This is a genomic window from Enterobacter sp. 186315, assembly GCF_053290175.1.
The window spans coordinates 64880-85268 of sequence record NZ_JBPTTK010000003.1 but is presented as its reverse complement, the minus strand read 5'-3'; the positions used below and the strand labels follow the sequence as shown (position 1 = coordinate 85268).

The window sequence follows — 20389 nt, the reverse complement described above, 5'->3', positions numbered from 1 at the left end:
ACTTCGCTACATCAGGCATGATTTTTTTGTGAAATAAATACCGACTCTGAATGATTTTTACCAATGGGGATAATCTGTTTGTCGGAGTTTTTCTGCAATAACAGCCAGGGGACCTGCTCGGCAGGTAACGGGCGTGAAAATAAAAAGCCCTGGAGATAATCACAGCCCATTTCAGCAAGCACCGCTTGTTGTTGTTCGCTTTCAATTCCTTCGGCGACGACATTCATCTCCATCGTGCGGGCGATATTAATAATGGTCTCCACCAGCTTTCGGCTTTTCTCGTTTTCCAGCATCGAACTGACAAAGCTTTTGTCGATCTTAAGTTCTTTCGCAGGCAATACGCTGAGCATTAACAGGTTGGAATAGCCTGTACCAAAGTCATCGATAGAGACCGTAATACCGGACTGATTGAACAGGTTCAGTAACTCAATGCTGCGATCGAGATTTTTAAGGGCCGTGCTCTCGGTCACTTCCAGTATCAGGCGGGAGGGCGACAAATTATATTTTTGCAGCGCCGAGGATACCACCTGGAATATATCCTGCTGCTCAAACTGAACCGGGGACAAATTAAATGACAGCGTCCACTGGCTAAAGCCTTGTTCCGTCCAGAAATGCAGCTGGCGGCAGGCGGCTTCGATTGCCCAGTTGCCGACGGACACGATCAGCCCGGTCTGTTCCAGCGAGGGTAAAAACAGGCTGGGCAGCAAAATGCCCTGTTCCGGGTGTCGCCAGCGGATCAGCGCTTCAAACCCGTGAATGGTGTTCTCTCGGGCTAAATAGGTGGGCTGATACCACAGTTCAAACTGGCCGCGCGCCAGCGCCCGGGAGAGCTCCTGAAGGAACCCCGGTTCGGCGGGTACGGCGGTGGACATCTCCGGGCGATAGACGGCCCAGCCGTTGCGGCCCTCTTTCTTGACGTGGTGCATTGCCGAATCCGCCTTCAGCTTTAGCTCGTGCAGCGTTTCGCCGTGCTGTGGATAAAGACTCACCCCGGCGCTGAGGCTGGCGGTAAGCGTGTGGCCGCAAATGGACTGCGGGCGGCGGATATCCTCCAGCAGCGTTGACATCAGCTCGCTGAGCGGCTCGTCGTCGTACTCCGGCGCCAGCAGAATAAAAGCGTCGCCGCCGAGTCGGGCCAGCGTCATGTCGCGGGTTAAGCGGGCGGTGATGCGCTGGGCGACGTTTATCAACAGCTCATCGCCCACCTGATGCCCCCAGGTATCATTTACCCGGCGGAAATGGTCAACGTCGAGGAAGATCAGGGCAAACTGCTTTTTATTCAGCAGGGCATTGTGCAGACAGTCCTGGAGGCGAACGTCCATCTGATGGCGGTTAGCCAGCCCGGTAAGGGTATCGAAACGCGCCTGAAGCTCGAGCTGCCGATTTAGCTGGCGCAGATTGTCCGTCAGCCTGGCGGTGCGCCGGTGGGAGTCAATCAGCGAGATCATCAGCATCAATCCCAGCAGGCAAAGGGTCGTCACCGAGACCCAAATGGACAGCCCCAGCTCGCTAATCCCGCCGTGCAGGCTGTGCGCCATATCGTGAAAATGGGCGGCGCTCATGCCCGTGTAATGCATGGCGCAAATGGCGGTACCCATCACCAGCGCCGCCGCAATGCGGTTGATAAAAATGCCTTTACGGTTCTCCCGCAGATGGAACGCAAGCCACAGCGCGACGCCTGAGGCAACGACCGCAATGAACACCGACAGCAGGACGATACGCCGATCCCAGCGAATCCCGCCATCAACCATCAGCGCCGCCATGCCGACGTAATGCATTGACACCACGCCAGAACTGAGGATCAGGGTCGCGAGCGCTAAGCGAAACAGGGAGAGGGTGTTTTTGGGGACGGCAATATTAATGGCGAGGGTCGAGGCAAGCACGGCAACGCCCAGCGAGGCGAGGGTCAGCCACAGGTGATAGCTCATGATCATCGGCATTTGCATCGACAGCATGCCAATGAAGTGCATGGCCCATATCCCAATGCCCAGCGTCACGCCGCCGGCCATACGCCAGAACATCGCCCCTTTGCGGCCGGAAAGCGGGATTTTCCCCGCGCTGTCCAGCGCCACGAACGAGGCGATAAAGGCCACCAGAAAAGAGAGTGCAATTAATACCGGGTCCCACGATACATTGAGCATGATGCAATCCTGCGACAAAGAAGATGACAGCATTTGCCTGCCAGCTGATTAGCGATTAAAAAACGCGCTATCAACACTATGCGTTATTTTTCATAAATATTACCCGTCTGGATTAATTATTTTGCGCCGGTAACGGAATACAAAATATATTCTCCCAATGACGATTTAAGCACTGCTAAACAAGCCACTTATTGACTGCAATGAATCTTAAATAAGCGGGCAGGAGGACGTCTTTCGCATAAGTGGATGCTATCGCTTAAATCCCCGGAAAACCAGTCTGGCGGCAGGTAATGCAGAACATTTTTCATTATTCAGCTTTTTATTGTCACTTAAGTCAAACCGCAAATAGCAAAATGCAAAACCGCAAACCACGGTGGATTGTGATGAAAAACGCCTGCGCCAGTGCTATAAACAGTAATGCCGATAAAAATATCCACTTGTGGAAAAAAATCATGCTACGAAATATTAGTGTCAGAACTTTTATTCTCTATTTCTTGTTAGGCGAATTTTTATTGATTGATGTTCTTGTCGCTGTATTATCTAAAAATACAGCGCTGATAATTGCCGTCGCCCTGATTAATTTCATGGCGTTATTTTTGCTCTGGGCTTATATGACAAAATATCTTGTGACGCCGATCAATACCGTGAAAAAAAGTATTGAAGAAGTGACCTCGGGCAATCTGGCGGTCTCCATCCCGGAGTTTGGTAATAACTGCGCCGGGCGGTTGATCCCGGGCATCAACAGCTTATCGACAAACATCGCCACCCTGGTACGCGAGATCAGAGCCTCGTCGGAAACGGCGATGACACTGTCGGAACAGCTTTCGTCACGCAGCGCCCAGCTTTCGGTGAAGACTGAGCAACAGTCCGCCTCTCTGGTGCAAACCGCCGCCAGCATGGAACAGATGGCCGCCAGCACCCGCAACAATGCGGATAACACCCGGTTAGCCAGCGAACAGGCGAAAGTCGCCCGCTTGCAGGCCCGCAAAGGGGGCGAGCTGATGGGGCAGGTGGCAAATAACATGCAGTCCATTACCGAATGCGCCCAGCAGATGACGGAAATTATCTCCCTTATCGACGGCATTGCGTTCCAGACGAATATTCTGGCGCTGAACGCGGCCGTAGAAGCGGCGCGCGCGGGGGATCACGGTAAAGGCTTTTCCGTGGTGGCCGGTGAGGTGAGAAACCTGGCGCACCGCAGCGCCGAGGCGGCGAAAAGCATTAAGTCGCTGATTGACGTGACCAGCAGCAACGTCACTCAGGGCGTCAACGTGGTGGCGGAAGCGGAAAAAAATATGCACGACATTGTGACCGGCTCGGGGCAGGTCAGCAAACTGATGGACGATATTTCGACCTCCACCTCTGAGCAAGAGAAGGGGATATCGCAAATCACCCTGGCGCTCTCCGAGCTGGAGCGCGTCACCCAGAGCAACGTGGCGATGGCGGAGGAGCTGAACGGTTCATCAGACGTACTGAAAAATCAGGTGCTGGAGCTACAGGCCAGAACCCGAAATTTCCGCCTTGACGACGGATCCCAGAAAAACCGCCTCTCCCCGCAGCAGGCTCGCGGTCCAGGCTTTATGCCTCAGCCGAAGCACTCGCTTTAAGCAACCGAAAGCCTGGTCTCACCAGGCTTTTTTTTATGCCGCCACCCAGCGGTTTCGCCCTTGCTGCTTCGCCGCATACAGCGCCTTGTCCGCACTGGCGATGACCGACTGCGCCGACTGCCCGGCCTGCCAGGTGGTTAGCCCCTGGCTCACGGTGACAAACGGACTGACCGGCGAGCGGGCATGGACCAGCGCCTGGTGTTGCAGCCCCAGTGAGATAGCCTCGGCCGTGCTTTTTACGGCGCTGATATCCGCGTCCGGAAGCAGCACCACAAACTCTTCGCCGCCAAAACGCCCGACGACGCCCCGGTTGTGCTCCGTGGCGCTCTCCAGGGTGCGGGCAATCATCGTCAGACACCGATCGCCGCTCTGGTGGCCGTAGTAGTCGTTGTAAAGCTTAAAATGGTCCACATCCAGCATGATCAGGCCAAACGCCGTGCCGTCGCGCTGATGGCTGGCGATCTCCTGATCCATACGCGCTTCGAAGGTACGCCGGTTAGCGAGGCCGGTGAGAGGATCTTTACTCGCCAGCCGGGCAAGCTGCTGGATCAGGTCGACGTTCTCCTGCTCGCGGCGCAGGGCAAGAATAAACCAGCTGTTAAGGATTCGGCGACCAGACTCAATCAGCCCGGCCAGCAACACCCACAGCAGGGCGTTCATCACGGTCAGGTTGGTCGGGTGAAAGAAGCTGGTGATCAGAATGGTGACCCATACCGGGGCGATAAAGCTCAGTAACACCTTTGGGTCGAAATAGAGCGAAATCAGCGCGGTGAACAGCAGCAGGGCGGCGAAGGGGAAGATAATACGAATGTCTTCGCTGGTAATCAGCACGTAAAAGCAGACCGCCCAGCAGAGGCTCAAGCCGATGACCACGCTTTTCGCGAGCGTCCCCAGCCAGCGCGCATTTTGCATCGGGGCCATGCGCAGGATAAACAGCACCCCGGCGGAAAGCGTCAGCACCACCACCAGCATGGCTTCCAGCACGCCCTGCGGCTCAAGCGGCGGAGTTAAGACGACCGAGGTCGAAAAGAAGCGCCGTCCGAGGATGAACAGTGAGAACAGTATGTTTACCCACAGGAACCAGTTCATGCTGGTTTTAATCGCCATCGCGCGCATTTCAGCCAGGCGCATATCGAACGCGGCACAGCTCTTTTTTATTATCACCCGTTCACTCCGGAATACGTTTTGATCAAAACAGCAGCATTTCATTAACTCTAACGGTTTGCCTGTCGCTGTCTATATAAAGCTAATGAATACTGCGCAATTCCTGAGCGAATTCAGCGCGATGGGGTACATAATTATTGCTTAACCTCAGGCGAAAGCTAGACTGACATCGAAAGGGTCAATCAGGTGGAGGTGCTGTGGAGAGCTTAAAAGGGTCAGAGGTGAATGTGCCTGACGCGGTTTTTGCGTGGATGCTGGACGGTCGCGGCGGCGCGAAGCCGCTGGAAAATGCGGATGAGATTAGTCACGAGCATCCCTGCTGGCTGCACCTGAACTATACGCACCCGGACAGCGCGCAGTGGCTGGCCTCAACGCCTCTGCTACCGAACAGCGTACGCGATGCGCTGGCGGGAGAAAGTTTGCGCCCTCGCGTCAGCAGGCTGGGTGAGGGCACGCTGATCACGCTCCGCTGCATTAACGGCAGTACCGACGAACGCCCGGATCAGCTGGTCGCCATGCGCCTGTATATGGATGAAAGGCTGATCGTCTCTACGCGTCAGCGCAAGGTGCTGGCGCTTGATGATGTGGTTAACGATCTGAAGGAAGGCACCGGGCCGGTAGACTGCGGCGGCTGGCTGGTGGACGTGTGCGATGCGTTAACCGATCACGCCAGCGAGTTTATCGAAGAGCTGCACGACAAGATAATCGACCTCGAAGATAACCTGCTCGATCAGCAAATCCCCCCGCGCGGCTTTCTGGCGCTGCTGCGCAAGCAGCTGATCGTGATGCGCCGCTACATGACCCCGCAGCGCGACGTTTACGCGCGGCTTGCCAGCGAGCGTTTAAGCTGGATGAATGACGACCAGCGCCGCCGGATGCAGGATATCGCCGATAGATTAGGGCGCGGGCTGGACGAGATCGACTCCTGTATCGCGCGCACCGCGGTGATGGCGGATGAAATTGCCCAGGTGATGCAGGAATCGCTGGCGAGAAGAACCTACACCATGTCGCTGATGGCGATGGTGTTTTTACCAAGCACCTTTTTGACCGGGCTGTTTGGCGTCAACCTGGGAGGCATTCCCGGCGGGGCGTACCGGTATGGTTTCTCGGCCTTTTGCATCATGTTAGTTGCTTTGATTGGCGGTGTTACATGGTGGTTGCATCGTAGTAAATGGCTGTAAATTTTCACTTTTATGCGGAAATGAGTGCTTCAAAACGCCATTTTATTTGAGCGAAGTCAATAAACAGATACCCCGTAAGGTGCACTATTACTCCCGCAGGTGAATGCAACGTCAAGCGATGGGCGTTGCGCTCCATATTGTCTTACTTCCTTTTTTGAATTACTGCATAGCACAATTGATTCGTACGACGCCGACTTATTAGTCGGCTTTTTTTTTGCCTGCACGGCCCCAGCGTCTACCCTAAAAGGACTGACCCAAATCTGGAGGGAAGATGAACATGCTGCTTACATTCACATCGTCAGATATTCGGCTGTCGGATCCGGTACCGACCGATCCCACGCCAATCCCCGATCCCATCCCGCGTCCGCAGCCCATGCCCGATCCGCCGCCTGATGAAGAACCGATTAAATTGTCGCATCGAACTCTCAGATCTGCGAGGATACGCGCCTGCTGACCGTAAGCCTTTTGACCACGAGATAACATTGTGACCGCTTTTTCTACACTGAACGTTTTGCCTGCCGCCCAGCTCGATAACCTCAACGAGCTGGGTTACCTCACTATGACCCCTGTGCAAGCTGCCGCGCTGCCTGCCATCCTCGAAGGACGTGACGTTCGCGTGCAGGCTAAAACGGGCAGTGGTAAAACGGCCGCATTCGGTCTGGGCCTGCTGCAACGCATTGATGCTGGCCTGTTCCAGACCCAGTCTCTGGTACTGTGTCCGACCCGCGAACTGGCGGATCAGGTGGCGGGCGAGCTGCGCCGGCTGGCGCGTTTTCTGCCAAACACCAAAATTCTGACCCTGTGCGGCGGCCAGCCGTTTGGCGCGCAGCGCGACTCGCTGCAACACGCGCCGCATATCATTGTGGCCACGCCGGGCCGATTGCTCGATCACCTGCAAAAAGGCACCGTGTCTCTCGATGCGCTGCAAACGCTGGTGATGGATGAAGCGGATCGTATGCTCGACATGGGCTTTAGCGATGCCATCGACGAGGTGATTCGTTTTGCACCTGCCGATCGCCAGACGCTGCTGTTCTCTGCCACCTGGCCCGAAGCCATTGCCGCCATCAGCGGTCGCGTCCAGCAAAATCCGCTCACCATTGAGATCGATACCGTCGACGCGCTGCCGGCCATCGAACAGCAGTTCTTCGAAACCTCGCAGAACGGCAAAATCACGCTGCTGCAAAAGCTGCTGAGCCAGCACCAGCCGGCCTCCTGCGTGGTGTTCTGCAATACCAAAAAAGATTGTCAGGCGGTGTGCGACGCCCTGAACGCGGCCGGGCAGAGCGCCCTGTCGCTGCACGGGGATCTTGAGCAGCGCGACCGTGACCAGACGCTGGTGCGTTTTGCGAACGGCAGCGCGCGCGTCCTGGTGGCGACGGACGTTGCCGCGCGCGGTCTCGACATCAAATCCCTGGAGCTTGTCGTCAACTTTGAGCTGGCGTGGGATCCGGAGGTTCACGTTCACCGCATCGGGCGTACTGCCCGCGCCGGGAACAGCGGTCTGGCGATCAGCTTCTGCGCGCCGGAAGAGGCGCAGCGCGCCAACATTCTCTCTGAAATGCTGAACGTGAAGCTGAACTGGGTGAATGCGCCGGGCAACGTCAGCATTGTGCCGCTGGACGCCGAGATGGCAACGCTGTGCATTGACGGCGGGAAAAAAGCCAAGATGCGTCCGGGCGATGTGCTGGGTGCGCTGACGGGGGATATTGGTCTGGACGGTGCGGATATCGGCAAGATTGCGGTGCATCCGGCGCACGTTTACGTGGCGGTTCGCCAGTCGGTTGCCCATAAGGCCTGGAAACAGTTGCAGAACGGCAAAATTAAAGGGAAGACCTGTCGCGTCAGACTGCTGAAGTAAGCGGCGGGAGCAGGGCGTCCCGAACGCTAGGTTCGGGACGCGGATGTGTTATTTCACTTCAACCACGTTCAGACGCAGTTCATCAAAGGTTGCGTCCTCTTCTTCCGGCTGCCAGCCCGCAGGCTGCATCGGGATCTCTTCCCGGTCGAACGCCAGATCGCCACCGTTCACCACTTCGGAACCGTGGTGGATGCCTTTGAAATCAAACAGCTCAACGTCTGCCAGGTGTGACGGCACCACGTTCTGCATCGCGCTGAACATGGTTTCGATACGGCCCGGGTAGCGTTTATCCCAGTCGCGCAGCATGTCGCCAATAACCTGACGTTGCAGGTTCGGCTGGGAGCCGCACAGGTTGCATGGAATGATGGGGAACGCTTTCGCCTGGGAGAAGCGCTCAATGTCCTTCTCGCGGCAGTAGGCGAGAGGGCGAATCACGATGTGTTTGCCGTCATCGCTCATCAGTTTTGGAGGCATCCCTTTCATCTTGCCGCCGTAGAACATGTTCAGGAACAGCGTTTGCAGGATGTCGTCACGGTGATGGCCCAGCGCAATTTTGGTCGCGCCCAGCTCGGTGGCGGTGCGATACAAAATCCCGCGGCGCAGACGCGAGCACAGGGAGCAGGTGGTTTTCCCTTCCGGGATCTTCTCTTTCACAATCCCGTAGGTATTTTCTTCGACGATTTTATACTCGACGCCGAGCTTATCCAGGTACTCCGGCAGGATATGCTCCGGGAAGCCCGGCTGCTTCTGGTCGAGGTTGACCGCCACCAGGGAGAAGTTAACCGGCGCGCTCTGCTGAAGATTGCGCAGGATCTCCAGCATGGTGTAGCTGTCTTTTCCGCCCGAAAGACAGACCATAATGCGATCGCCTTCTTCAATCATGTTGAAGTCGGCAATCGCTTCGCCAACGTTACGACGCAGGCGCTTTTGTAATTTGTTGAGATTGTATTGTTCTTTTTTGGTAACTTCTTGATTCTGCGGCATTTAATGAGGACTCAATTCGTTTCGGGGTTTATGCAGTTTGTCTATCCCGCCAGCCCGAAGGTTGCAATGGCAGGATTGTAGCAATAATTCATGCGCAACATGAGAAAGTTTGGCGTGTATGGTACGAATTCAGGGAGAGAATGCCAGCAGGTTTTTAGCAAAGACGGGTGCTTTTACGAACGGGTTTAATCACGATCCAGATGGGTGAGCAGGCTACCCAGATGGCCGACTATACCGCCCACATCAAAAATCAGCGCTATCCACAGGAGCGCGAGAAGGGCTAAAGCTGTAACGGTTATTCGACTGAACAAAATGAAGGTCCTTTTCATGCTGTTAATGTCGGATCAATATACTTTTACCTCTTTAAACTTACCTTTAACGACGCCGTCATAAAAGCGGCCTTTGGACACCACGGTTAAGAAATCGCGAAAAATGCGAGCCGGAACACGTTGATACTGGAAAGCGGTGCGGTTGTGAAAACGAATTTCGAGGATAGCGCTGCGCTCGTCGTAGGCAATTGACGCGATGCGTGACGATCTCACTGGATGGTGGGTCATGATAGATACTCCCAGACGGCGTAACGGGGAAAACCATCATCCACCATTATCGTTACGGGGCGCAATATCAAATTCGTATCAGTGATTAAAAAGTAAAGCCCGCACCTGAGCACGGGCTGAGATAATTAGAACTGGTAAACCAGACCTAATGCTACGATATCGTCAGTGCCGATGCCGTTATTTTTGTAGAACTGATCGTCTTCGTCCAGCAGGTTGATTTTATAATCAACATAGGTGGACATGTTTTTGTTGAAATAATAGGTTGCGCCTACGTCAGCGTATTTAACCAGATCTTTATCGCCTTCGCCGTTGCCCAGGTCTTTACCTTTCGATTGCAGGTAAGAAACGGCAGGACGCAGGCCGAAATCAAACTGATATTGCGCGGTGACTTCGAAGTTCTGAGTTTTGTTCGCGACCGCAGCATCATTATTGCCGTATGGGGTCATGTTGCGGGTTTCAGAATACATGGTTGCCAGGTAGATATTGTTGGCGTCGTATTTCAGGCCAGCAGTCCAGGCATCTGCTTTATCACCACCCGCTGTGGTTTTGTTGATCTGATCGTTGGTACGGTCAGAAGAGGTGTATGCTGCACCTGCGCTGAAGCCCATACCAAAGTCATAGGTGGTCGAAATACCGAAACCGTCACCGTTCTCAAAGCGAGTGTCGCGACCGTTATTGGTGCCTTCCTGGTTGTTACCAGCAGTTTCGTTTTTGCCCTGATATTGCAGAGCAAAGTTCAGACCCTGCACCAGACCGTAGAAGTCGGTGTTACGGTAGGTCGCCACGCCGTTTGCACGGCCGGTCATGAAGTTATCGGCCTGAGTGTAGGAGTCGCCGCCGAACTCTGGCAGCATATCGGTCCAGCCTTCCACGTCGTACAGCACGCCGTAGTTACGACCGTAATCGAATGAACCGTAGTCGCCCACTTTAAGCCCTGCGAAGGCCAAACGGGTCCAGGACTGGTTAGAGTCAGAGTCGTCAGAGCTTTCGGTGTGGTTTGCCTGAATATTGTATTCCCACTGCGCGTAGCCGGTCATCATGTCGTTAATCTGGGTTTCGCCCTTAAAGCCCAAACGCATGTAGGTCTGATCGCCATCAGCACCTTTATTATCAGAGAAGTAGTGCAGACCATCTACTTTTCCGTACAGATCTAATTTGTTGCCATCTTTATTATAAATTTCAGCTGCATTTGCTGCGCCAGCGACCAACAGGGCTGGAATCATCAGGGCCAGTACTTTTCTTTGCATTGTAAAATTCCTTTGCAGTTGTTTTTATTTAATTACTGATTGAACTTTCCAGGGAGGAAAGATGTCGCATACTAGATCACTCAATAGAGGTATGAATAAAATATAATTGTTACTGTTTAAGTAAAATCTAAACAGAGTAATACGAAAGAAATGCTGATAACTCGCATGAATGAGTTTAATTAAATCATACGAAATAAAAATTATTAATGGCGTGTCAAACCGGGTAGGCTGTCCGCTGTTATATGCCTTTAAGATTTTTATCCATTATTTCCACGAATCTCTTTTATTCATTTAAATAGTCATTCGTTAATAAACTGGATAAGCCCGGTGCTGAGTCATCGGGCTTTTTTTTTGGCAAAAAAATGCCCGGACAGGCCGGGCAGGGTGATTATTCGCTGGCAGATTTTTCGGCTTTACCCGCCATCTGCGCCAGGAAATCGTACCGCTTTTGCAGATCGGCGGCGGCGTCTTTCCACAGCTGCTCTGCCACTTCTGGCTGCTGAGCGTTAAGACGACGGAAGCGCTGCTCCTGCAATAGGGTCTCGGCAAGGGCGTCTGACGGTGGGCGGGAATCCAGCGCCAGCGGCAGCTTGCCTTCATCCGCGCGACGCGGATCGAAGCGATACAGCGGCCAGAACCCGGTCGCGGTGAGCTGGCGCATCTGATCGTGGCTCAGCGCCAGATCGTAACCGTGCTCTTCGCAAGGGCTGTAGGCGATGATGAGCGACGGGCCAGGGTAGGCTTCCGCCTCCTGAATCGCCTTCACCGTCTGGTTCAGCTGTGCGCCCAGGGAAATCTGCGCCACGTAGACATGCCCGTACATCATCATGCTCACGCCGAGATCTTTACGCGCCTTGCGCTTCCCGTGTTCGCCAAATTTCGTTACCGCACCGAGCGGCGTGGCTTTTGACGCCTGCCCGCCGGTGTTGGAATAGCACTGCGTATCCAGCACCAGAATATTGACGTTTTCGGTCAGGCTCAGGACGTGATCCAGCCCGCCGAAGCCGATGTCGTAGGCCCAGCCGTCGCCGCCAATCAGCCAGATGGATTTCTCCACCAGCGCATCGGCGTCCGTCAGCAGTTCGTCTGCACCCTCAACGCCCTGAAGGGCAGCGCGCAAGGCGGCAACCTGCTCACGACGCACTTCTGGCGTCGCGTCGCCGTGCAGCGCCTCGTTCAGATCCGCCGGGATCTTATCGGCAAACTGGTCGAGCAGACGCATCACGCGGGCGCGGTGCTGATCGACGGTTAAGCGGAAGCCCAGACCAAACTCGGCGTTATCTTCGAACAGGGAGTTCGCCCACGCCGGGCCGCGACCGTTAGCGTCCGTGGTGTACGGCGTTGACGGCAGATTACCGCCGTAAATAGACGAACAGCCGGTGGCGTTGGCAATCAGCATCCGGTCGCCGTACAGCTGGGTCAGCAGCTTGATGTAAGGCGTTTCGCCGCAGCCGGAGCAGGCACCCGAGTACTCAAACAGCGGGGTGATAAGCTGGGAGGTGCGAATGTCGATACGTTCCAGCTTGCTGCGGTCGATTTCCGGCAGGTCGAGGAAGAAGTCATAATTCACCTTCTCTTCTTCGACGTGCTCCAGGCGCGACATCATATTGATCGCTTTGATTTCCGGATTTTGACGGTCCTTCGCCGGGCAGACCTCTACGCACAGGTTACAGCCGGTGCAGTCTTCCGGGGCCACCTGAAGCACATACTTCTGGCCGCGCATATCGCGGGATTTGACGTCCAGCGAGTGCAGGCTGGCCGGGGCGCTTTCCATTTCCTCTGGCGACACCACTTTGGCGCGGATCGCCGAGTGCGGGCAGGCGGCGACGCAGTGGTTACACTGGGTACACAGCTCCTCTTTCCAGATAGGGATCTCTTCGGCAATGTTGCGTTTTTCCCAGCGCGTGGTGCCCATCGGCCAGGTGCCGTCCGGCGGCAGCGCCGACACGGGCAGCGCATCCCCCAGACCGGCCAGCATCGCGGCGGTCACGGTTTTCACAAAATCTGGCGCTTCATCAGACACCACCGGCGGACGGTTCGGGCTGGCGGCGTTCACCGGCTGCAACGGCACTTCCGCCAGCGACTCGCGGGCCAGCGCCAGCGCCTGCCAGTTGCGCTCGACCAGCTCCTGGCCTTTGCTGCTGTAGCTTTTGGCAATCGCCCCCTGCAACTCCATCAGCGCGCTGTCGCCCGGCAGGATGTTGGTCAGGTGGAAGAAGGCCATCTGCATAACGGTGTTGATACGCGCCGCCAGGCCACATTCACGGGCGATTTTCGCGGCGTTCACCACGTAAAATCGCGCTTTTTTCTGATTCAGCACCGCCTGCACTTCCTGCGGCAGGCGGCCCCAGACCTCATCCGCGCTGTATGGCGTGTTGAGCAGGAAAATACCGCCGGGCTTCAGGCGCTCGGCCATCTGGTATTTGTCGATAAATTGCAGCTGGTGACAGCCGACGAAATCAGCCTGTGATATCAGGTACGCCGAGCGAATAGGGTGCTCGCTTACGCGCAGGTGTGAAACGGTCAGACCGCCCGCCTTTTTGGAGTCATAAACGAAATAGCCCTGCGCGTACCACGGCGTAGAGTTACCGATGATCTTGATGTTGTTTTTGGTGGCCGACACGCTGCCGTCGCTGCCCAGGCCATAAAACAGCGCTTCGAGCTTAGCGCCGGACGGCAGGCTGTTTTCCGGCAGCGCCAGCGACAGGTTGGTGACGTCGTCGTAAATCCCCACCGTAAAGCGCGGTTTTGGCTTCGCGGCGCTCAGCTCGTTAAAGACGGCGAGCACGCAGTCCGGGCCGAACTCTTTCGATGACAGGCCGTAACGCCCGCCAATCACGCGCGGTAAGGTTTCGCGCTCACCGTTATTGAAGGCTTCTGCAAGGGCGGTCATCACGTCCAGATAGAGCGGCTCGGCGTGGGCGCCCGGCTCTTTGGTGCGATCGAGCACCGCCACCGTGCGCGCGCTTTCCGGCAGGGCAGACAGCAGATGTTTTGCCGAGAACGGGCGATAGAGGCGCACTTTCAGCACGCCTACTTTCTCGCCGCGGGTCAGCAGCTCGTCAACCACCTCTTCACAGGTGCCAATCGCCGAGCCCATCAGCACGATGACGCGCTCCGCCTGCGGGTGGCCGTAGTATTCGAACGGTTTGTATTCACGTCCGGTCGCGCTGGCGAAGTCGTTCATCGCCTGCTCAACGTGGTCGTACACCGCGTTGTACCACGGGTTGGTGGCCTCGCGGGACTGGAAGTAGGTGTCCGGGTTGGCGGAGGTGCCGCGGATCACCGGGTGCTCCGGGTTCAGCGCGCGTGCGCGGTGGGCATCAATATCCGCCTGCGGCAGCATGTTTTTGATGGTGTCATCCGCCAGCGGCACGATTTTATTGATTTCGTGCGAGGTGCGGAATCCATCAAAGAAATGAATAAACGGCACGCGACTTTTGAGGGTGGCGATATGCGAAATCAGCGCGAAGTCCTGCGCTTCCTGCACGCTGCTGGCGCAGAGCATGGCGCACCCGGTCTGGCGCACGGCCATCACGTCGGAGTGATCGCCAAAAATAGAGAGCGCGTGCGTGGCGACGGTACGCGCCGCAACGTGCAATACGAAGGGGGTAAGTTGTCCTGCCAGCTTGTAGAGCGTCGGGATCATTAACAACAATCCCTGAGAAGAGGTAAACGACGTGGAGAGGGCACCGGTTTGCAGCGCGCCGTGCACGGCGGCAATCGCCCCGGCTTCGGACTGCATTTCAACCACGCGGGGCACATCGCCCCAGACGTTTTTTAAGCCGTTGCCTGCCCAGGCATCCGCCTGTTCTGCCATCGTGGAACTCGGCGTAATTGGGTAGATGGCGATAACTTCGCTGGTTCGAAACGCGACGGACGCGACCGCACCATTACCGTCAATAGTTTGCATAAGACGACACCCTTACATTGCGCAAAAAAGGGGACCCGTGAAACCGCGACGGGCCCTGATAATTATTCCCTTATTTTAGCAAAGGACGGATTTTACGATTTTCGCTTTTGTGTCCTGGGTATTCGCCATACCTATGAGTAGATCAATGTTCTGGCAAAAAAATGGTGAGGATTTGTTTCCGGAGTGCATAAATACGCATCGGGAGTCTCGACGCATCGCCACGCTATGCCTATTATGCATAGGTTTCGTAACACTTATGGGGAAAAGATTATGCGTTCAGCGTTATGGGTAGGATGTGCCGCGCTTCTGTTATCGGCATGCAGTAATGAACCTGTGCAGCAGGCCACCGCGGCACACGTTTCGCCGGGAATGCGAGCGGCAATGTCCAGCTCAGGACAGGCCAACTGCGCCATGATTGGCGGTTCTCTTTCCGTTGCCCGCCAGCTTGATGGCTCTGCAATTGGCATGTGCGCCTTGCCTAACGGCAAACGCTGTAGCGAACAGTCGCTTGCCGTAGGGTCGTGCGGAAATTATTAATTAGTCTGCGCGCTTAAAGCTCAGGGTTTTATCCGCCGTCGCCAGCGTGAGCTGGTCTTCCGTGAGATCAACCTGTGCGCCCTGGCTCAGCATCGCGCCGATTGCCTGGTCCAGCTCGTTAAGCTGCGGATCGGTACACAGCTTGCGGGTCATCGCCAGCGTTTTGACCTTCAGCTCGCCTTCGGACAATCTCCCCTGTCCGTTGAAGCCGTTACACATCATGCCTGACACGGTAATGTTATTGGTCAGGCTAATATCCTTTTGCGCGCTAAAGCGGATTTCAGGCCGCGCGGCGGTGGATTTCACGGCTTTACCGTCCACATTCTCCAGAACAAAACGATGATTCTGAAGCTGGTCCGGCTGTACAGACGCTTTACCAAGATTAACGCAGCCGGACAACGCCAGGCTGAAGAGACTCAACGCAACGAGCTTTTTCATATTTATTCTCAAACTATCAATACTATGTATCAATTACAGTGTAACGATACGCCGCCGTGCGTTAATGGGGTTTATCTGAAAGTGCGAGAAGACCGGACTGCGCAAGGGCAGCCCGGTTGAGGGGTCAGTGGGATTTAAAGCCGGCCGCCGCCATCAGCAGGCGAAAGAACATACTCACTCCTGCCAGGGCCAGGACGCTGCCGCCCCAGATGACCGCCAGCCACATCAGACGTTTCCAGACAGGTTGTTGCATCAGTGATAACCCTCCCCATGCTGAACTTTTCCGCGAAAGACGTAATAGCTCCAGAAGGTATAGACCAAAATGACGGGAACGATCGCCAGCGCCCCCACCAGCATAAAGCCCTGACTCTGCGCAGGCGCAGCGGCCTGCCACAGGGTAATGGACGGCGGAATGATGTGCGGCCAGATGCTGATCCCAAGCCCGCTAAAGCCGAGGAAGATCAGCCCCAGCGTTAACACAAACGGCAGGTTATGGCTGTCCGGGTTGTTAAGGCTGCGCCACTGCAACAGGCTCAACACTACGACCAGTACCGGGACGGGCAGCAGGAAGAACAGATTGGGCAGCGTAAACCAGCGCTCGGCGATAGCGGAATGGGCCAGCGGCGTCCAGGCGCTGATTGCCGCGATAATCGCCAGCAGCGCGACGAGCAGGCGTTTAGACACCTGACGCATCCGCTGCTGGAGCGCGTTCTCACTTTTCATCACCAGCCAGGTTGCCCCGAGCAGGGCATAGGCCACCACCAGCCCCGCGCCGCAGAACAGGCTAAACGGCGTCAGCCAGTCGAACGGGCCGCCGCTGTAGGCGCGCCCGGTCACGGAAAACCCGTTGAGCACCGCGCCTACCGTTACGCCCTGAGTGAAGGTCGCCAGAATCGAACCGCCGATAAAGGCTTTGTCCCAGAAAGGGCGGTGCGCCGGGGTCGCCTTAAAGCGGAATTCAAAGGCGACGCCACGAAAGATAAGTCCGATCAGCATTAACGTCAGCGGGATGGTGAGCGCATCAATAATTACCGCGTAGGCCAGCGGAAAGGCGCCGAACAGCGCCGCCCCGCCGAGCACCAGCCAGGTTTCGTTCCCGTCCCAGACGGGGGCGACGCTGTTCACCATCACGTCCCGGTCGTCGGCGTCGCGTACCGCCGGAAACAGAATGCCGATGCCCAGATCGAACCCGTCCATCACGATATACATAAGGGTGGCAAAAACGATAATCACGAACCAGATAATGGAAAGATCGAGACCCATTACGGTTTCTCCTCTAAATCAGTGGTGACGGCAGACAGCGGGCGAGCGGGGCGGCCATCGGACTCGGTGGCAAAGGTTTCGTGCGGCTGCGGGCCTTTTTTAATCAGCCGGACCATATAGCTGTAGCCCACGCCAAACACCGAGGTATAGACCACGAAGAAGGCCAGCAGGCTGATGCTCATATGCAGATCGCCGTGCGCCGATACCGCATCTTTGGTGCGCTGTAATCCGTAGACCACCCACGGCTGGCGGCCCACTTCGGTAGTTACCCAGCCTGCAAGAATGGCAATCAGGCCGGACGGCCCCATCAGCAGGGCAAACCACAGGAAAGGGCGCGAGGTGTAGACCCGTTTTCTGTAGCGCAGCCAGACCGCCGCCACGCCCAGCAGCAGCATCAGCATGCCCAGCCCGGCCATAATGCGGAACGACCAGAACACGATGGTGGAGTTCGGGCGATCTTCTTTCGCAAACTCCTTCAGGGCCGGAACCTGTTTGTCCAGGCTGTGGGTGAGGATCAGGCTGCCGAGCGCGGGGATCTCAAGCCCGTAGCGCGTGCGCTCCTGCTCCATATCCGGCCAGCCAAACAGCAGCAGCGGCGTCGGCTCGCCGGGCGGGTTTTCCCAGTGTCCTTCGATGGCGGCGATTTTCGCAGGCTGGTGTTTCAGGGTATTCAGACCGTGCATATCCCCGACCAGTGCCTGAATGGGGGCGACAATCAGAGTCATCCACAGGGCCATCGAGAACATGGCGCGGATCGCAGGCGTGTTGTTGCCGCGCAGCAGATGCCAGGCGGCAGAGGCGCCGACGAACAGGGCGCTGCTCAGAAACGCCGCGATGGACATGTGCAGCAGGCGATACGGGAAGGAGGGGTTAAACACCACCGCGAACCAGTCAACCGGCACCACCTGTCCGTTAACGATCTCAAAGCCCTGCGGGGTTTGCATCCAGCTGTTCGAGGCGAGGATCCAGAAGGTGGAAATAATGGTCCCCAGCGCCACCATGCAGGTGGAAAAGAAGTGCAGCCCCGGCCCGACCTTGTTCCAGCCGAACAGCATCACCCCGAGGAAACCGGCCTCAAGGAAGAAGGCGGTCAGCACTTCATAGGTCAAAAGCGGGCCGGTAATGCTCCCGGCGAACTGGGAAAAACCGCTCCAGTTGGTCCCAAACTGGTACGCCATCACCAGCCCGGAGACCACGCCCATGCCGAAGTTAACGGCGAAGATTTTCGACCAGAAATGGTACAGCGAGCGCCAGACCGGATTTTTTGTTTTCAGCCACAGCCCTTCGAGCACGGCGAGGTAGCTCGCCAGGCCGATGGTGATCGCCGGGAAGATAATGTGAAAGGATACGGTGAACGCAAACTGTATCCGTGCAAGGTGAAACGCATCTAAACCAAACATGCACAGCCTCAATGTCAAACGGTGTGCTGTTATGGTATGGGGAGGCAAAGCCGAGTATCAGAGGCAGAAAAACGAAATTTATGTATAACAGTTTGTAAAACCGGCTGGCTTTTGCAGGCTGATATAGTCGCGCAATTTCCGCTAGCACATAATTCGTCACATTATAAAAAGATTATTCTTATGCATTTTATTCATTAAACTGCTTGCTTTACCGTCAGCGCCATGCGTTAATGGCCTTCTGGTTTTGATTTCAAATAAATATCTGACGTAGTTTTATAAAGCAGTTCTCATCACGTTGTGCCTCTCCGCAGCCTCTCTTGGGTCTTTCTCTACACTCCGATTAGTTTTGATTCATACCACTATCGCCTTAAGGCCCATTAGCAATTTACGTATTTACGTTTCAGGAGATTCATATGACTTCTTACATTCACTTCCGCTGCCCTTGCTGTCATGGCTCGCAGTACCGCACGTCAGTTTTTGATGTGTCTGAAAAAAATCCACATGGCGCGAAATGCATTTTCTGCAAATCCCCAATGGTAACGCTCGATCACTTAGCCGCTGCCCGTTTTTCGCAGAGCGTGATGTCCGAGTTCCGTAAGTAATTATCCGTTTACCATAACAGTTAGCTAAATATTCTCTTTTTCTCCTGCTGATATACACTATCGGCCATAAGGAGAATCTGATGAAAAAATACCAGCGTCTGGCGCAACAAATTATCTCGCAAATCGAGCTTGGCGCATGGCTGCCAGGGGATAAGCTGCCGTCACTGCGTGAGCAGGTCGCCCGCAGCGGGATGAGTTTTATGACCGTCGGTCATGCCTATCAGATGCTGGAAAGCCAGGGAAGGATCGTTGCAAGACCGCAGTCGGGCTACTACGTTGCCCCGCGCCCGACGCTACAGCAACCTTCGCCGCCAGCCCAGGTGACCCTCGATGAGGTGGTGGATATCAACACCTACATCTTCGACGTGTTGCAGGCCAGCCGCGATCCCTCTGTCGTTCCCTTTGCGTCTGCCTTTCCCGATCCCCGACTTTTCCCGCTCCAGCAGCTGAACCGCTCTCTGGCGAACGTCAGCAAAACGGCCACCGCCATGAGCGTGATTGAAAACCTGCCGCCGGGAAACGTCGATCTGCGTCAGGCCATCGCCCGCCGTTACGCCCAGCAGGGAATGAACATCTCCCCGGACGAAATCGTGATCACCGCAGGCGCGCTTGAGGCGCTCAACCTCAGCCTGCAGGCGGTGACCGAGCCGGGTGACTGGGTTATCGTTGAAAATCCCTGTTTTTACGGTGCGCTCCAGGCGCTTGAACGCCTGAAGCTAAAAGCGCTGTCCATCGCAACCGACGTGCGCGAGGGCATTGATTTAACCGCGCTCGAACAGGCGCTGAACGAGTATCCGGTGAAGGCCTGCTGGCTGATGACCAACAGCCAGAACCCGCTTGGATTCACCCTCAGCGCCGAGAAAAAAGCGCATCTGGTCGCGCTGCTCACCAGACATAACGTCACGCTGATTGAAGACGATGTCTACAGCGAACTCTATTTTGGTCGCGAAAAGCCGCTTCCGGCGAAAGCCTGGGACACGCAGGAGATGACGCTGCACTGCTCGTCGTTCTCCAAGTGCCTGGTGGCGGGGTTTCGCATCGGCTGGGTCGCGGCCGGTAAACACGCCCGGCGCATTCAGCAGTTGCAGCTGATGAGTACGCTGTCGACCAGCTCGCCGATGCAGCTGGCGCTGGTGGATTATCTGGCGACCAAGCGTTACGACGCCCATCTTCGCCGCCTGCGCCGTACCCTGGCGGAGCGCAAACAGCAGGCGTGGCAGTCGCTGTTACGCCATATGCCGGCGGGGGTGAAAATTCATCATAACGACAGCGGCTATTTCCTGTGGCTGGAGCTTCCGGCACCGCTGGACGCCGGGCTGCTGAGCGAGAAGGCCTTAACCCACCATATCAGCATCGCGCCGGGCAAAATGTTTTCGACCTCCGATGCCTGGACGCCGTTCTTCCGTTTTAATACCTCCTGGGCGTGGGGCGAACGGGAAGAGCAGGCGGTGAAACAGTTGGGCCAGTTAATTAGCTCGATGATGGAATAATTATTTC

The 20389-nt window shown here is 55.9% G+C and carries 17 protein-coding genes; 7 read left to right on the top strand and 10 right to left on the bottom strand.

Features of this window, described 5'->3' with window-relative positions; translation table 11 throughout:
• Nucleotides 1-11: 11 nt before the first annotated feature.
• Complete coding sequence (locus ACSVHP_RS04500; protein ID WP_447551121.1) at nucleotides 12-2141, bottom strand: putative bifunctional diguanylate cyclase/phosphodiesterase; 2130 nt, start codon at nucleotides 2139-2141, stop codon at nucleotides 12-14.
• Nucleotides 2142-2593: 452 nt separating this feature from the next.
• Here ACSVHP_RS04500 and ACSVHP_RS04495 point away from each other — a divergent pair, with 452 nt between their 5' ends.
• Nucleotides 2594-3748, top strand: a complete 1155-nt coding sequence (locus tag ACSVHP_RS04495; protein ID WP_447551120.1) for a methyl-accepting chemotaxis protein — start codon at nucleotides 2594-2596, stop codon at nucleotides 3746-3748.
• Between the two features lie 33 nt (nucleotides 3749-3781).
• Here the strand turns inward: ACSVHP_RS04495 and ACSVHP_RS04490 are convergent, their stop codons facing one another.
• Nucleotides 3782-4912, bottom strand: coding sequence for a GGDEF domain-containing protein (locus ACSVHP_RS04490; protein ID WP_447551119.1), 1131 nt, complete (start codon nucleotides 4910-4912; stop codon nucleotides 3782-3784).
• A 197-nt stretch (nucleotides 4913-5109) separates the two neighbouring features.
• On the opposite strand from ACSVHP_RS04490, the gene zntB reads away from it, so the two are divergent.
• The 3 genes from zntB (at nucleotide 5110) to dbpA (ending at nucleotide 7951) form a co-directional block, all read left to right on the top strand.
• Nucleotides 5110-6093 carry a zinc transporter ZntB gene (gene zntB / locus ACSVHP_RS04485; protein ID WP_447551118.1) on the top strand — a complete coding sequence of 328 codons (984 nt, stop codon included), beginning with the start codon at nucleotides 5110-5112 and terminating at the stop codon, nucleotides 6091-6093.
• A gap of 277 nt (nucleotides 6094-6370) precedes the next feature.
• Nucleotides 6371-6547 (top strand): proline-rich small protein YnaL, encoded by a 177-nt coding sequence (gene ynaL / locus ACSVHP_RS04480; protein ID WP_279642079.1) that lies wholly within the window; start codon nucleotides 6371-6373, stop codon nucleotides 6545-6547.
• A gap of 30 nt (nucleotides 6548-6577) precedes the next feature.
• On the top strand, nucleotides 6578-7951 hold the full coding sequence (gene dbpA / locus ACSVHP_RS04475) for an ATP-dependent RNA helicase DbpA (RefSeq protein ID WP_447551117.1): 1374 nt from the start codon (nucleotides 6578-6580) through the stop codon (nucleotides 7949-7951).
• A gap of 48 nt (nucleotides 7952-7999) precedes the next feature.
• Here dbpA and ttcA read toward each other — a convergent pair whose 3' ends face one another.
• From ttcA to nifJ, 4 genes are all read right to left on the bottom strand, one after another.
• Nucleotides 8000-8935 (bottom strand): tRNA 2-thiocytidine(32) synthetase TtcA, encoded by a 936-nt coding sequence (gene ttcA, locus ACSVHP_RS04470; protein ID WP_447551116.1) that lies wholly within the window; start codon nucleotides 8933-8935, stop codon nucleotides 8000-8002.
• Between the two features lie 344 nt (nucleotides 8936-9279).
• A complete protein-coding gene (locus ACSVHP_RS04465) occupies nucleotides 9280-9492 on the bottom strand; it encodes a KTSC domain-containing protein (protein WP_234672264.1) in 213 nt (70 codons plus the stop codon).
• A 125-nt stretch (nucleotides 9493-9617) separates the two neighbouring features.
• Complete coding sequence (gene ompC / locus ACSVHP_RS04460; protein ID WP_447551115.1) at nucleotides 9618-10739, bottom strand: porin OmpC; 1122 nt, start codon at nucleotides 10737-10739, stop codon at nucleotides 9618-9620.
• A 388-nt stretch (nucleotides 10740-11127) separates the two neighbouring features.
• The gene (gene nifJ, locus ACSVHP_RS04455) at nucleotides 11128-14652 is read right to left on the bottom strand and encodes a pyruvate:ferredoxin (flavodoxin) oxidoreductase (RefSeq protein ID WP_447551114.1); all 3525 of its coding nucleotides are present in this window, start codon (nucleotides 14650-14652) and stop codon (nucleotides 11128-11130) included.
• Nucleotides 14653-14922: 270 nt separating this feature from the next.
• Between nifJ and ACSVHP_RS04450 the strand changes: the two genes are divergently transcribed.
• Nucleotides 14923-15189 (top strand): putative hemolysin, encoded by a 267-nt coding sequence (locus ACSVHP_RS04450; RefSeq protein ID WP_234672270.1) that lies wholly within the window; start codon nucleotides 14923-14925, stop codon nucleotides 15187-15189.
• Here ACSVHP_RS04450 and hslJ read toward each other — a convergent pair whose 3' ends face one another.
• The 4 genes from hslJ to ACSVHP_RS04430 all read right to left on the bottom strand — a co-directional run bounded on the left by hslJ (nucleotide 15190) and on the right by ACSVHP_RS04430 (nucleotide 18290).
• The gene (gene hslJ, locus ACSVHP_RS04445) at nucleotides 15190-15627 is read right to left on the bottom strand and encodes a heat shock protein HslJ (RefSeq protein ID WP_447551113.1); all 438 of its coding nucleotides are present in this window, start codon (nucleotides 15625-15627) and stop codon (nucleotides 15190-15192) included.
• A 124-nt stretch (nucleotides 15628-15751) separates the two neighbouring features.
• Nucleotides 15752-15880 (bottom strand): DUF2474 domain-containing protein, encoded by a 129-nt coding sequence (locus ACSVHP_RS04440; protein WP_234672274.1) that lies wholly within the window; start codon nucleotides 15878-15880, stop codon nucleotides 15752-15754.
• Entirely contained in the window at nucleotides 15880-16890 is a 1011-nt protein-coding gene (gene cydB, locus ACSVHP_RS04435; protein ID WP_447551112.1) for a cytochrome d ubiquinol oxidase subunit II, read from the bottom strand. The genes ACSVHP_RS04440 and cydB overlap by 1 nt, the downstream gene beginning before the upstream one ends.
• Complete coding sequence (locus ACSVHP_RS04430) at nucleotides 16890-18290, bottom strand: cytochrome ubiquinol oxidase subunit I (protein WP_447551111.1); 1401 nt, start codon at nucleotides 18288-18290, stop codon at nucleotides 16890-16892. Before ACSVHP_RS04430 ends, cydB begins: the two co-directional genes overlap by 1 nt.
• A gap of 413 nt (nucleotides 18291-18703) precedes the next feature.
• Here ACSVHP_RS04430 and ymcF point away from each other — a divergent pair, with 413 nt between their 5' ends.
• Nucleotides 18704-18892 (top strand): cold shock small protein YmcF, encoded by a 189-nt coding sequence (ymcF, locus tag ACSVHP_RS04425; protein WP_447551110.1) that lies wholly within the window; start codon nucleotides 18704-18706, stop codon nucleotides 18890-18892.
• 80 nt (nucleotides 18893-18972) lie between these two features.
• Nucleotides 18973-20382 carry an aminotransferase-like domain-containing protein gene (locus ACSVHP_RS04420; RefSeq protein ID WP_447551109.1) on the top strand — a complete coding sequence of 470 codons (1410 nt, stop codon included), beginning with the start codon at nucleotides 18973-18975 and terminating at the stop codon, nucleotides 20380-20382.
• Nucleotides 20383-20389: the final 7 nt, after the last annotated feature.